At 43.1% G+C, this 14005-nt stretch carries 13 protein-coding genes; 8 read left to right on the forward strand and 5 right to left on the reverse strand.

The features are described from left to right. Positions 1–31: 31 nt before the first annotated feature. From AC0YN6_RS11155 to AC0YN6_RS11165, 3 genes are all read left to right on the forward strand, one after another. Positions 32–1444, forward strand: coding sequence for an MFS transporter (locus tag AC0YN6_RS11155; RefSeq protein ID WP_475746902.1), 1413 nt, complete (start codon positions 32–34; stop codon positions 1442–1444). A gap of 185 nt (positions 1445–1629) precedes the next feature. Further along, positions 1630–2754 (forward strand): NADH-dependent flavin oxidoreductase, encoded by a 1125-nt coding sequence (locus AC0YN6_RS11160; protein ID WP_475746903.1) that lies wholly within the window; start codon positions 1630–1632, stop codon positions 2752–2754. Between the two features lie 200 nt (positions 2755–2954). Next, positions 2955–4574, forward strand: coding sequence for an MDR family MFS transporter (locus tag AC0YN6_RS11165; protein WP_475746904.1), 1620 nt, complete (start codon positions 2955–2957; stop codon positions 4572–4574). Between the two features lie 71 nt (positions 4575–4645). Here AC0YN6_RS11165 and AC0YN6_RS11170 read toward each other — a convergent pair whose 3' ends face one another. Beyond that, positions 4646–5113: a MarR family winged helix-turn-helix transcriptional regulator gene (locus tag AC0YN6_RS11170; protein WP_475746905.1), complete on the reverse strand. Its 468-nt coding sequence runs from the start codon at positions 5111–5113 to the stop codon at positions 4646–4648. A 106-nt stretch (positions 5114–5219) separates the two neighbouring features. Between AC0YN6_RS11170 and AC0YN6_RS11175 the strand changes: the two genes are divergently transcribed. From AC0YN6_RS11175 to AC0YN6_RS11190, 4 genes are all read left to right on the forward strand, one after another. Then, positions 5220–5639, forward strand: coding sequence for a MarR family winged helix-turn-helix transcriptional regulator (locus AC0YN6_RS11175; RefSeq protein ID WP_475746906.1), 420 nt, complete (start codon positions 5220–5222; stop codon positions 5637–5639). 60 nt (positions 5640–5699) lie between these two features. Next, on the forward strand, positions 5700–6449 hold the full coding sequence (locus tag AC0YN6_RS11180; RefSeq protein WP_475746907.1) for a GTP pyrophosphokinase: 750 nt from the start codon (positions 5700–5702) through the stop codon (positions 6447–6449). 89 nt (positions 6450–6538) lie between these two features. Beyond that, positions 6539–7018, forward strand: a complete 480-nt coding sequence (locus AC0YN6_RS11185) for a hypothetical protein (protein ID WP_475746909.1) — start codon at positions 6539–6541, stop codon at positions 7016–7018. Positions 7019–7117: 99 nt separating this feature from the next. Beyond that, positions 7118–7294 carry a hypothetical protein gene (locus AC0YN6_RS11190; RefSeq protein WP_475746910.1) on the forward strand — a complete coding sequence of 59 codons (177 nt, stop codon included), beginning with the start codon at positions 7118–7120 and terminating at the stop codon, positions 7292–7294. A gap of 49 nt (positions 7295–7343) precedes the next feature. On the opposite strand, the gene AC0YN6_RS11195 is transcribed toward AC0YN6_RS11190, so the two are convergent. Together AC0YN6_RS11195 and AC0YN6_RS11200 are read right to left on the reverse strand one after the other, a co-directional pair. Further along, positions 7344–8012 carry an SIMPL domain-containing protein gene (locus AC0YN6_RS11195; protein WP_475746911.1) on the reverse strand — a complete coding sequence of 223 codons (669 nt, stop codon included), beginning with the start codon at positions 8010–8012 and terminating at the stop codon, positions 7344–7346. A gap of 190 nt (positions 8013–8202) precedes the next feature. Beyond that, positions 8203–9285, reverse strand: a complete 1083-nt coding sequence (locus tag AC0YN6_RS11200) for a Gfo/Idh/MocA family protein (protein WP_475746912.1) — start codon at positions 9283–9285, stop codon at positions 8203–8205. 255 nt (positions 9286–9540) lie between these two features. On the opposite strand from AC0YN6_RS11200, the gene AC0YN6_RS11205 reads away from it, so the two are divergent. After that, complete coding sequence (locus AC0YN6_RS11205) at positions 9541–11256, forward strand: ABC transporter ATP-binding protein (RefSeq protein ID WP_475746914.1); 1716 nt, start codon at positions 9541–9543, stop codon at positions 11254–11256. A 6-nt stretch (positions 11257–11262) separates the two neighbouring features. On the opposite strand, the gene AC0YN6_RS11210 is transcribed toward AC0YN6_RS11205, so the two are convergent. Beyond that, on the reverse strand, positions 11263–12879 hold the full coding sequence (locus AC0YN6_RS11210; RefSeq protein WP_475746915.1) for a helix-turn-helix domain-containing protein: 1617 nt from the start codon (positions 12877–12879) through the stop codon (positions 11263–11265). Positions 12880–12995: 116 nt separating this feature from the next. Further along, complete coding sequence (locus AC0YN6_RS11215; RefSeq protein ID WP_475746917.1) at positions 12996–13979, reverse strand: ABC transporter substrate-binding protein; 984 nt, start codon at positions 13977–13979, stop codon at positions 12996–12998. Between the last annotated feature and the right edge of the window lie 26 nt (positions 13980–14005).

Here is a 14005-nt window from a genome sequence, read left to right on the forward strand (position 1 = left end):
TTGATCTATACAAGAAAGGGCGTTTAGGAAAATGGAAGTTACGGACAAACAAAAAATCGGTGAAAAGCTGATGCCTATTTTAGCATTTACATTAGTCTTCTCGATTATGAATGCTTCTATGTTTAATGTAGTTATGCCAGTTATCAGCAAAGAATTTGGCATAACTCCCTCGCAAGTAAGCTGGCTGATTACCGGATATATGATCGTGTTTGCAGTAGGCTCCGTTACATACGGCAAACTTGCAGATAAATATCGTTTAAAGGATTTATTAACCTTTGGATTAATTGTCTTCGCACTTGGCTCGATTGTAGGTTTGCTCGCTTCAGAGTATTGGATGATTGTGCTTGGACGAGTACTTCAAGCAAGCGGTGCAGCCGTCATTCCGGCTACAGCGATGATCGTTCCCGTACGTTATTTCTCTCCTGAAAAGCGTGGGAGAGCGTTAGGTACGGTTGCGGCAGGTCTAGCGCTGGGAACAGCTCTTGCACCAATCGTGTCTGGATTAGTAACCAGCTTCATCAACTGGAGATTTCTTTTCTTGATATCAGTAATTCCGCTGTTGGCACTGCCTTTATTCAGAAAGTTTCTAGACAATGATAGAGGGAAAGCTCAGAAAATAGATTATTTGGGCGGCATATTACTTGGGAGTGCTGTTGCATTATTGCTAATGTCCATTTCATTAGCGAGTGTGTGGATTGCTCTCGGCGGTGTCGTAATGCTTCTTTTATTCATTGTTCGTATCCGAACAGCGTCAGAGCCATTCATTCAGCCCAAGCTGTTCAGTAACAAAAAATATACTTTTGGTTTAATCATGACCTTTCTCGCAACGTCGTTAAGCTTTGGTATGCCGTTTGTTACGCCGCAGTTTTTGGCTGGTTTGAATGAGCTGTCGCCAGCGATTATCGGATTTGTTATGTTTCCAGCAGCGATTACCTCTGCTATGCTTGGACGCCGCGGTGGCAGGCTTGCGGATGAGAAGGGCAATTCTTTCTTAGTTTATGTTGCCATTACGCTTAGTTTTACCTGTTTCGTCTTGCTCTCTATATTTGTAGGGTTATCGCCGTATTTGATCTTATTCTTGTTGGTATTCGGGAATATTGGTCAGACATTTATGCAAATTGCGATGTCCAACACCATCTCAAGAACGCTGACGAAGGAGCAGATCGGCGTAGGAATGGGACTCATGTCCTTGCTTAACTTTATTTCGGGTGCAATGACAACAAGCATCATCGGCAAGGTACTTGATACGAAGGAAACTACAGTCCATTTTAATCCGTACGCAATTCATAGCGGGGCTTATTTATACAGCAATATCTTTTTTGCCTTAGCTATTCTAGCTGCGATTATAGTTAGCCTTTATTATTTCTTATTCAGAACTACCCGAGATAAGGTGAGTATGAGCTCTGAGCTGGATAAGCGGAAATCGTCCTCTACAACAGCCTAATAGCGAAGCTATTAGGCTACATAGCTTCCGATAACCTTTTACGACAGGTAAAGCTGGTATGTATTTGGTTAACGGGAGCTTTTTTATTGTTGCTTGACATCATCATCTGTATGAAATACTATTACAGTATATTAAAAAGTTACAGTTATGAAATGTGATTCAAGATAACGGGAGAGATGAAATAAATGAAATCAACTTATTTGCCATTGTTCGAACAAATGATTTTCAAAAACGGCGTTCAATTAAAAAATCGGATTGTGATGGCACCGATGACGAATTTTTCTTCGAATGAAGACGGAACAGTATCGGATGTCGAGTTGGAATATTATAGCCGTCGATCGGGTGGTGTTGGTCTTGTTATAACAGCTTGTGTATATGTTTCACTGAGTGGGAAAGGATTTCATGGGGAATTTGCAAGCGATAGCGATGATATGATTCCAAGCTTACAACGCCTTGCTGCAACGATCAAGGGAAAAGGCGCTAAAGCCGTGCTTCAAATCTTTCATGGCGGGAGGGAATGCCCGCCCAGTCTCGTGCCTGAAGGTGATGTAGTTAGCGCGAGCGCAGTTGCATCGGAGCAGAACCCCAATGTCGTGCCTAGAGCATTGTTAGACGAGGAAATAGAAGCCATTATTCGTGATTTTGGTGAAACGACAAGAAGAGCTATTGAAGCGGGGTTTGACGGTGTAGAAATTCACGGTGCTAACGGTTACCTTATGCAGCAGTTTTTCTCACCGCATTCAAATAGACGTGAGGACAAATGGGGTGGAAGCATTGAGAATCGACTGCGCTTCCCTTTAGCAGTGGTCGATGAAGTGAAGCGAGCAGCAGCAGAACACGCAAAGCAGCCTTTTTTAGTCGGCTACCGCTTTTCTCCCGAAGAAGCGACAACACCAGGTATTACAATGGAGGATACCTTCAGACTTGTTGATGAATTAACAAGCAAGGATCTTGATTATCTTCATGTGTCGTTGATGGATTTCTGGTCATTGCCAAAACGAGGTGCTGATGAAACCAAAACACGTATGAAGTGGATAAACGACCGTATCGGTCATTTGGTGCCTTTAATTGGTGTTGGGTCCATTCATACACCGGATGATGCAGTGAAGGCATTAGATATTGGCATTCCACTTGTTGCAATTGGCCGTGAACTCATTGTAGAACCGGACTGGGTTGAGAAAGTTGCAGAAGGACGCGAGTCAGATATCAAAACAATGATCAGCAAGGATGACCAACAACGTTTGGCAGTTCCTACTCCGCTTTGGCAGGCTATCGTTCATACGCCAGGCTGGTTTCCGCTAGGCGATTAATATAGATGACTGAAAAACAGGTCTTGGATGAATGTCCCTGACCTGTTTTTTATGTTTCCAATGAGCCAATGAATTGGCAGTTGTTTTAGTACTAAACTTATTGTATCATTGTTAAATAGGTAGGCAACCTAACTATTTCGCGAAGTAGTTTGGCAGCAAATGGGCCATAATAAATAATAATGTTTAGGAGTGCACAGTTTATGGAGCAGTTGAATCAGAAGAAAAAATTAACAATCATGATTGCTCTGATGGCAGCAATGTTTTTCGCAGCTATCAATCAGACAATCGTAAGCACGGCAATGCCGCGCATCATTGCCATCTTAGGCGGTATCGAGTATTACACATGGGTAATTACCATCTATATGCTCACATCAACGATCGCTACTGTACTTGTAGGAAAGCTTTCTGATATCTATGGAAGGAAACCGTTTTTGTTAGTCGGTATTGTATTATTTATTATCGGAGCCTTTCTCTGCGGTACTTCAACCACAGTATTCCAGCTTATTACTTATCGAGGTATTCAAGGTATAGGCGGCGGTATTCTTATGTCGGCCACTGTTACGGCGGTTGGTGATTTGTTCGCTCCTCGGGAACGGGCGAAATGGACCGGATTAATGATGGCTATCTTCGGTTTCTCCAGCGTCATTGGACCAACATTAGGCGGCTTCATGGTCGATCATATCGCATGGAAATGGATCTTCTGGATTTTCCTTCCCCTCGGTATTATTGCATTCGGAATGATTTGGTTAATGTTTCCAAAAACAGCGCGTAAAACAACGGAATCGATTGATTATCCGGGTTCTATATTGCTTTCCGCTATGCTTGTTGCATTGCTCCTTGGCTTCTCATGGGCAGGCACGAAATATGACTGGGGCTCACCTCAAATTATTGGGATGTTCTCAGCAGCAGCGGTATTGTTAGTTCTATTGATTCTTGTAGAACGTAAAGCAAAAAGCCCAGTATTGCCTTTGTCTATGTTTAAGAACAGTATTGTAACGATTTCCAACTCCGTCGGTTTCCTCATGAATGCCGGCATGATGGGCGCTATGATGTACCTGCCCTTCTTCGTTCAGGGTGTGCTTGGTATTTCACCGACGAACTCGGGCTTCGTAAATATGCCGATGTCGATTGCAATGATTTTCCTGAGTGCAATGACTGGTCGTTGGATTTCTAAATCAGGTAAGTACAAACGATTTGCCCTTATAGGTATGCCATTTATGGTGGCAGGAATGCTGATGATGGCATTTATGAATAACGTTGGCGTGGCGGTTGCAGCGATGATCGTCTTCGGTATCGGTCTTGGTATTTCAATGCCAGTATTTACACTTACAGTTCAAAATGCAGTGGAACCTTCGCAGCTAGGCGTAGCAACGGGAACAGCAACCTTGTTCCGTAACCTTGGTGGTACGATTGGTATTGCAGTAATGGGAACAGTCATGAACTCGACGCTAACCAAAAAACTGGAGGCTGCTGTCGCAGCAGGCGAGGGGCCGGATCTTAACAAAGTAGATGCGGCTACAGCAGAGCAGTTGTCGAGCTTCCTTAACCCGCAAATGCTGCTCGATCAACCGAAGCTTAAGGAGCTGCATGCGACGCTGCCGGAACAAGTTCAACCGTTATTCATTCACATCATTGAAATGGTACGTTCGGTACTGAGTGACTCTCTGAGCGTTGTGTTCTTATTCGGTATGTCCTTATTGATCGTTGCATTCGTACTCGTGTTCTTCTTGAAAGAAATTCCGCTTCGCACATCGGATAAGAAGGAACAAGCTATCCCAGAGCAAGCAACGAAATTGAAAAAAGAGCCTGCTCTTCAATAAATGATAAGAGCGGCTCTTATAGGAGGGATTTCGCGTCAAGCAGCATCTGCAGGACGCGAAATCCTCTTTGTTTATTCATGGTCTTCATTTCTTTTGGCAGACTCTAGATAGTCAAAAACCTGATTCAGCAAAACAACGAGCTGATCACTTTGCTCCTTGCCTAAGTGATCGATCATTCCATTAAACAATGCTTGATATCGCTCGATTGCCTTTTGGGCAAGCTCTTCTCCGACATCCGTTAATGTAATTTCATTTATTCTGCGATCGGTTTGATCAGAGGTGCGAATCACATATCCCGCATTAATTAAACTATTGAGCATCTGCGTAACGGTGGGGGATGTAACTTGCAGAGTTTTACTAATTTCAGTAACGGTTGTCCCTGTTGAGCCCAAATCATTACTTTTTTTGATACAAATAAGCATTCTAATTTCACTGGCCTTCAGTTCGCCCCACATCGTTTTTTTACGCCAGTCAGCTCTTGCGAACTTTTGGAAAACTTTGGATAACTCTGTGGCATTTTCATATTTATCTGAGCCCATTCGATTCACCTCGGTGAATTTATTTGATATATTGATTAGGTTACCTTCGCAATTATAGTAATTAACGTTTCATAAAGTCAACAAAATAGCAGAAATGAGGTGGAATATGAACAACTATGAACAATGGAAGGAACTTTTTCCACTGTTAAAGGGCACATATAAAAAATTAAAAGTCGAATGGTATAAAGGTGTAGACTGCAGCTTCTCGATTAATCAAACGAGAATGCTTCAAATACTAGATAAGCAAAGCCCAATGAAGTCAACGGACATAGCCGAGTTATTGTTAATTACAGCAGGCGGAGTTACACTTATAGGAGACAAGCTCGTTGAAAGAGAGCTTATTCGCAGAAGTCGCAGTGACGATGATAAGCGTGTCGTTAATCTAGAAATTACAGATGAGGGCAAGCGATATGTCGAGTCGTTTAATGAAAACGATGATGCGATTATACGTTATATGAGTGAGCGGATTTCACAAGAAGATTTGGAGCATTTGCGAAGAATCGTTACGAAGCTTGATGAGCAGTAATTGCAGCGGATTCAAATCGACACATTTTAGCCGCACTAAGTGGAAGGGGCATAAGGAAACATGGGTATGGATCAAATGCAAAAAATGAAAGACATAAAGCAGCAGATTACTCGTTTTTTAATGATGTACAAATTTGCAATTCAAGAGCTGGAAACGAAGATAGAAATTCTAAAGGAAGAATTCCAACTATTACATGAATATAATCCCATTGAACATACAAGTTCACGTTTGAAATCGCCTAAGAGTATTGTTGAAAAGATTTATCGCAAACAAAGTGATCTAACCTTTGCCAGCATTAGAAATGATATTAAGGATATCGCGGGGTTACGAATAACCTGTTCCTTTATTTCTGATATTTACAGAGTTAGCGACATGCTAAAAAACCAGAGTGATTTGACTCTTATAGAGGTCAAAGATTATATAAAAAATCCGAAGCCAAACGGCTATCAAAGTCTACATCTTCTCATTGAAGTGCCGGTTTTCATATCGGATCGAGTTGAAAATGTGTGTGTAGAGATTCAAATTAGGACGATAGCGATGGATTTTTGGGCTAGCCTTGAGCACAAAATTTATTATAAATATAAGCAGGCAATACCGCCGCACCTACTGAATGAGCTTAAGGAGGCAGCGGATTCTGCGTCCGAATTGGATCAGAAGATGGAGCGGCTTCATAACGAGATAGAAGCGATCAAGGATGAACGTGAGAATGATCTTGGTGATGAGATGCTCCAACTGATCATAAACAATAAGAACGGCTTGTTTCAGGGTATGCTGCTTGGACTATTTGAGGATGGTCCGAGAAAAAAATAGTCGTGAACCTTTCAACAGCGACATAAAGTGAAAGTAGTGCAAATAAGTGCTGCTAAACTTTGTTTTTGTTGAAAGGTGGTCATGCATCAATGATAATTTCAAACATTCAATCGTTTATTCAGGTGTTTGGCTTATCAATCTCCATGAGCTTAGTAGGCGGATTAATTGGTCATTTTGTCAAAAATGGCATTATCGAATTGCCAAAACTTGTCATAGAATATGATGAAGAGGGATTGACGCTCTCATCAAACTGGCTTGTAAAATGGATTCAACGAATTTATTTTTTCTTAATTTTTGTCATCGGTTTTAGGGATCACAGCAACGCTAAGAAAAAGATTTTTTTTGATCTTGGTTTTCTGGGTGATCTGTTAATAGCAATCGGAACTGGGATTTTAGCAAAGACAGCGCTCTCGATGGCGAATACGTCAGACGATTTTGCTGTCGTGAGCAGTTCATTATTGGCGGGTTATGCAGGCTTATCTTATTTGAAGGGCAAGCAGAACAAAGAGCTTGCAGATTTGTTTCCTGAAGAAATGGACGACCCAAATCCGCGAAATCCAACGAATTAATATGCAAGTTTACTTAAGTTTTGCGTATAATGACCATAGCTGATTAACCAAATGGTTGTTCATCGATTTTTTAGCAAAAAACTAAGGAGGGTGGAGCGTGTGGGGAAAAAAACGGTCAAAGTGACTACTGAGGAAATGTGTGAGCTCAAGAAGCTAGCCGAAATTGTAAAAAATCCTCAGCTTCCCATGTCTGACCGTCGCATTGCTAAGACACAGTATGAGTCCATTATCAACTTTGCAAAAAATAGTAACCGCGGCATCATTTCATCTGTTTAATTTTAAGTGTTTTTTGTTAAAGCCGCTCTGAATGAGCGGCTTTTTGTTTTCAAGTAACAAATCCATACCACACACGTACTGAAGCATAGATTGTTAGTTGCCCAGGCTGGATTGGTGTAACTGAAACCCCCGATTGAAGGGCTCGCTGGAGGGGGATGGGCTCAGATATATGAGACAGCTCTTGTACTTTGTTCGGGAAGGGCAGAAGGGACGATCCAAGCGTATTTGAAATTACAGTGGCTTTCAGCCGGGCGTTCTGAACAGCAAGTGACAATGCTTCATTCTCAAATCTTTCTCTTTGCGAAATTGTGAATTGAATGGAAGTGACCGTATTGGCACCGTGAGAAACAGCGGTATCTACAACAGCGCCAGTTTGCTCCACTTGATCGATGGTGATTTGCAGAAGATGGGTCACTTTGTAGCCTTTAAAAACTTGTGTGCCATCTGGAAATTCATACACCATTTCGATTCGATAATCGTTCGTTTGGATATGCTCTCGGGGAATGTTTAGCTCTAGGAGAGATTGAATAATGTCCGTCATTATTTGTGCATTTTCGGATTGGACCGATTGCAGGTCTGTTCCTTCGGTTACGGCTCCAAGAGTGATCAAGGCTCTGTCTGGAGCAGCAGAAATGGTTCCTTCACCGAAAACTTCAATCGTAGACATACTTTTGCAGGGAACAGGGGCAGGCGCGTAATAGATGGGATTACCGTACATTGCAGTCTCCTTCCATTTAAAAGGGTATAATTTAATGTATGGAATTAGTGGCTTCGTAATTCTTGCTTCGACTATCTTCTTGTAGACAGCGGTAAATCAAGGTATACAAAAAAATGGCGGGCAAGATTATATCTTGCACCGCCATTTTTTGTGAAGATTATAGTTGTGCTCAAGGCACAGTACAACTGCATTATGGCAGCTCTATTGTAACCTCGCGTTTGCTTGCTGCCGAACGGAGCACGCCGTCGATAATCGCTTGGTTATACAAAATTTCCGCACCAGGGATAGGAGCAGGACGATTATCTGAAATCGCTGCGACAAAGTCCCTTACTTTCTCATCAAATAAATTTAGTCCGTGCTGAATAACAGGAATGGTTGATTGAATATGCTGATTTGCAACATCGTTGTAAAGAGTCATACTGCCGACGCTTCCGTCCCATACGCCGCTCCAAGGCCCAGTGCCTGCTGGTGTAACTTTTAGCCCGCCATCTGTACCAAGGAACATCGTTGCTCCTAATGAATCCATGTGCATAGCCCAGCTGATTTTGTAATTGAGAACAATATCTCCCTCAAGACGAATCATTGCCACGCCAAAATCCTCAACCTCAAACTTTTCTGCTTCAGGATGATATTTCGGATTCGTTCCAAAATGATTGGAGGTATAAGCGGATACAGTAAGCGGTTTAGGATATCCGAGCGCATTAAGCGCCATGTCGAGTGAATAACAACCAATATCGGCCATAGCGCCTGCACCTGCAAGCTCCTTGCTAATAAAGGTGCCGCCAGGCATGCCCCGTCTTCTTCCGCCGCCTGTTTCTACAAAATACACTTTACCCAGTGTGCCTGATTGCACAATTTCTTGAATTAAAGACATATTGGGATCATACCGTGGTTGAAAGCCTACTGAGAGCATTTTTCCGCTGCGTTCAGCAGCTTCGACCATGTCAATGGACTGTTGTAGTGTAACGGACATCGGTTTTTCTACTAGTACATGCTTGCCAGCATTTAGAGCGTTGATAGAAGTCTCTGAATGAGCAAAGTTTGGTGTACAGATGCTGACTCCGTCAAGATCAAGCTCTAGCAGTTTCTTATGATCATCGTAAGCGACTGCATTAACAAGCTCCTCTTGGTCGATAAAGGCTTGTGCTTTTCCTGCAATGCTGTCTGCAACCGCCACAATTTCAACTTGATGAGGCATTTTTTTATAAGCTGAAGCGTGCGCTCTAGCAATTCCGCCGCTTCCGATAATTCCAATTCGGATCGTTCTCGTCATTTCGAATTCCCTCTTTTCATCGTATTGCTTCTACTTTAGCACAGCTCTAATAGGCATGAAACGGTGAGAAAAGGACATGTTTACTACAATATCGTGACATCGGCATGAATTTACAGATCGTTTCATTTCGTACAATAAAATGCTCTTATTTGTCCATTGTCTCCTCTATTACTTTTGTTCTACGATAACAAAGTAATAATTGATAATTGTTATCAGTTACTGCGAAATCAAGATAAGTTAGGAGAGAGACTGGACATGCTGCGTCGTTTTTTTGCTTATTACAAGCCTTACAAGAAGCTCTTTATTTTAGATTTTTCATGTGCCATTTTGGCTGCATTGCTAGAGCTTGCTTTTCCGCTTGCTGTGAATCGGGTCGTGGATGATTTGCTGCCGAGCGGCAATTGGAAATGGATTTTGTATGCGTGTATTGGACTATTAGTCATCTATGTGTTCAGCTCTGCATTACATTATGTCGTGACATATTGGGGCCACAAGCTGGGAATCAACATCGAGTCTGATATGCGCAAACAGCTGTTTGATCGTGTGCAGAAGCTGAGCTTCCGTTTCTTCGACAATAACAAGACGGGCCATTTGGTTTCACGCATGACAAATGACTTGATGGATATTGGTGAGATCGCTCATCATGGACCAGAAGATTTGTTCATTGCCATAATGACGCTCACTGGAGCGTTCGGTATCATGCTGAGCATTAATTATCAACTAGCTTTAATGACCTTTGTCATCATTCCGCTTATGATTTATTTGTCGCTATACTTCAGCCGTAAAATGTCAGCAGCCTTTAATCGGATGTTCTCTGATATTGCCGACTACAATGCACGCGTTGAAAATAATGTAAGCGGCATTCGTGTCGTTCAAGCGTTTGCGAATGAAAAACATGAAATGGCACGTTTTGCCGAAAATAATGGCCGTTTCCGTTTGACGAAGCTGATTGCCTATCGCGTTATGGCATGGAACTCATCGATCAGCTTTATTCTAATGAAGCTAATTTCTTTATTCGTACTCGTATGCGGTACTTGGTTTGTTATTCAAGGCGACATGAGTTATGGCGAGTTCATCGCGTTCGTCATGCTTTCGAACGTATTTTTAGGTCCAATTAAACAGATTAATTCTGTCATTGAGACCTATCCGAAAGGAATTGCCGGCTTCAAACGTTTTTTGGAACTGCTTGAGACAGCACCTGATATTGATGATGCGCCAAATGCGAAAGCGATCAGCAATCTCAAAGGTAATATTCAGTTTAACAAAGTAACATTTGGCTATGAGAATAAAGAGAAAGTTCTACAGGGACTCAGCTTATCAATACGTGCAGGAGAGACCGTAGCTCTCGTTGGTCCATCGGGAGCTGGGAAAACAACGTTATGCAGCTTGCTCCCACGCTTCTATGATGTGGATGAAGGGTCGATTACGATCGACAACATTGATTTGCGCGAGATGACCCTTGAATCGCTTCGCTCCAACATCGGGATTGTCCAGCAGGATGTGTTTCTCTTCGATGGATCCATTCGAGAAAATATTGCTTACGGCAAACTCGGAGCGTCGGAGGAAGAGATTATGTATGCAGCTCGTCAGGCACAGCTAGAGGAGCTCGTATTATCGCAGCCTGAAGGATTGGATACACTGATAGGCGAGAGAGGTGTAAAGCTTTCTGGAGGCCAGAAGCAGCGGCTATCGATTGCCCGGATGTTTCTGAAAAACCCGCCGATTCTCATATTGGACGAGGCAACCTCAGCGCTTGATACCGAGACAGAAGCGGCAATTCAGGTTGCGCTTGCCGCGCTGTCCCGCGGCCGCACGACGCTTGTAATCGCCCATCGACTCGCCACGATCAAAAACGCTGATCGCATCGTTGTAGTAGCGGAGCAAGGGATCGCCGAGCAGGGCAATCATGATGAATTGCTGCATGCACGCGGCGCTTACAGCAGGCTTCACCAAGCTCAATTCGGCGCATAATGTAATTTACGAGGATTGCTTCAGCAGCTCGGGGAGCAGTGAGAGCAGCTTGTCCCTTGTTGAAGCGTCCTGCTGATTCCAGTCGCGTTCATCGAGCAAATAACTGTAGCCATTTTTGACGGCAGAAAGGTTTCTCCAGATCGGGCTGCTCATCAATTTCTCCATGGCCGCTCTTGAATCGGGGCTTTCTGGCAGCATCATGAATACACGATCGCCAGCGTATTCATGAATCGTTTTTTCTGTAATTTCCTTATAAAGCCTACCAGACTTTAAAACGTCCTTCACCTTGCCTGCGGGAAGGAAGCCGTCAGGATGGTACAGTATTGAAGATAAGCCGATGCTGCCCATCACAAATAAACGTTCCCCTCGATGATAGACAAATACAGAAGCAGTTTCATTTGGTCCAATGAGTGTTTGAAGCTGCTGCCACATCAACAATGTATTGCTATTATAATGAAGAAGCCATTGCTGGGCTTCTTTTTTTTTGCCAAACCACTCACCAAGCATGAGCAGCCTTTCTTCCAGCGTGCCTCGTGAATTATAGGTGAGCGTAGGGGCAAGCTCAGACATTTGTGCGTACAATCTTTCATCGGAATGGTCAAAAATAATGATATCAGGCGTTAGAGCAGAAGCTTGTTCCGAACTAATGGTGTCACCTTTGCTAAATATATGACTTCCTATAAGCTGGATGCCAAGCGTCTTCATATCTCCAGTACATTCTCCGCAATATAGGATGCGATTTGGCTTGGCGGGAATGCTGACCTCATGTCCGTCCCAATCCTTAACGAGTATGTTTTGGCGCATCGAAGTAGCATATTGCCTTGGTGAGAAGCCTGTCATGAGACGAAAGCGGCGGCTGAAATAATACTCATCGGTAAAACCGACACGTTCTGCTATATCGCGCAGCGTGTTATCGGTATGTATAAGCCAGTCCTTGGATCGATTGATTCGAAGCTCAGTCAAATAGTCAAGCGGCTTCTTGCCAGTCAGCTCCTTGAAGATGGAGGTGAACTGCCAAGCGGGAACGTTAGCCATTTTGACTAGCTGTTTGACGGTTATCGTGTTCTGGAAATGATTTTGCATATATTGAATCGTTTGTTCAACTGTTTGCGTGGAGCTGGTTATGCGGTCTAATTGCAAGTTGTGTTCAAGAAGAAATACGATGAGCTTCTGGAAATGCATTTGCTGCCGAAACGCTTCGATGTTATCACAGCTCGTCATACCGGTATAAAGCTGGTTCAGCAAATCGATCCATTGCGCAAGTGGATAGACACGAAGCTCTAGACGGTTTGGAAATAGCTGCTCGCAATATTGCACGGGTATACTATTTTGAAAGTGAACGATGTGGAAGGAAATCTTGTAGTATTCCAATCTGCTGTCGTTTATATTTTCGAATTGATAGGCGGTGTGAGGTGAAAGAAGGAAAGAGCTGTATGACGAGAATAGGGAGCTCTGATTATCCGTATAAAGCCTTCCATTGCCGCTCTTGAAAATAATTATCGTGTAAGAGGAAGTTATTTCCTCCGCCAAAACTTCACCTGCTGAATGGCTGTGCAGCAACATATCGACAAAATGAAAGCTCAAGGAACGAAGCGGTAAAGTCGGATGCGTAATTTCAGACATGGCTATAGCCTCATTTCTATATTGAGAATCGTTATCAATAGATTTCATTATAATTAAATAGAAGAAGCTTTTCAACATGAGTTGAAGAGCTTCTTCCTGTTTGCTTTAGGCTGCAGTTATTTTTGAGTAAGTACTCTCGGCAGTTCTTCTACGAGCCATTCTCTCGAAGTCGCGTCGCTGGCTGCTTTTTGTATATCTAAGTTGTAAACTTGTCCGCTTTGTACGGCGGGGAGCTTTTTCCAGATCTCGCTTTTAAGTAGATCATTGGTTGATTGCTGCGCGGCAGGATCTACAGCATTCAAGATGAAAATACGGTCACCCGCATATTGCGGAAGCAGTTCTGCAGATATTTCTACAAAACCTTCTTCTCTATCAATAATTTCTTGAATGATAGGTGTAGGTTTGAATCCACCTTCCTCATACAAAAATTGCGGCAGTCCTGCTCCAGCCATAATAAATAGCCGGTTGCCAGGATACATGGTGAAAACAGAGGCAGTTTCTCCTTCTTTCATCACATTTTCATGCAGATTTTTCCACATTTCAGATGTTTTGGCTTTATGCTGGGCAAGCCAATCTTCTGCTTCTTGTTTCTTATTCAGAAGGTCGCCTAACGTACGCATCCGCTCCTCAAGACTAGCAAAGGTGTTGAAGGTAACAGTGGGGGCAACCTTAGCGATTGTCTCGTACTGCTGTTCATCTGAATTGGAAAAAATGATGAGATCAGCATTCATCGTTAACGTTTTTTCTACGCTAATCGGAAAACCAGCATCTTCGACATCAGTGAGCTGATCCTCATAAACCGTTCCTAGAATACCGCTTTTTAAAACGCCAATCGGCTTGACGCCAAGGGCAAGTAAATCTCCCGTTGTTTCTCCATGATAGATAACTCGCTGTGGAGTAACTGGCACTTCGACCTCATGTTTTGTCCAGTCGGTGAAGGTACGCGAAGTTTCTGCTGCTTGCTCCGTAGCAGCAGGAGCTTGTGTTGCTTCATCAGTGGGCTTCACTGCATTTCCTGAATTGCTGCCGCAGGCAAGCAATAATGCTCCCATTAGGGTGAATGTAGCCAAAAGAGCTACTGATCTTGTTCCTCGATACATATTGGTTCTCCTCCAAAAGATGTTCT

It is taken from the genome of Paenibacillus sp. J22P15 (genome assembly GCF_056269345.1).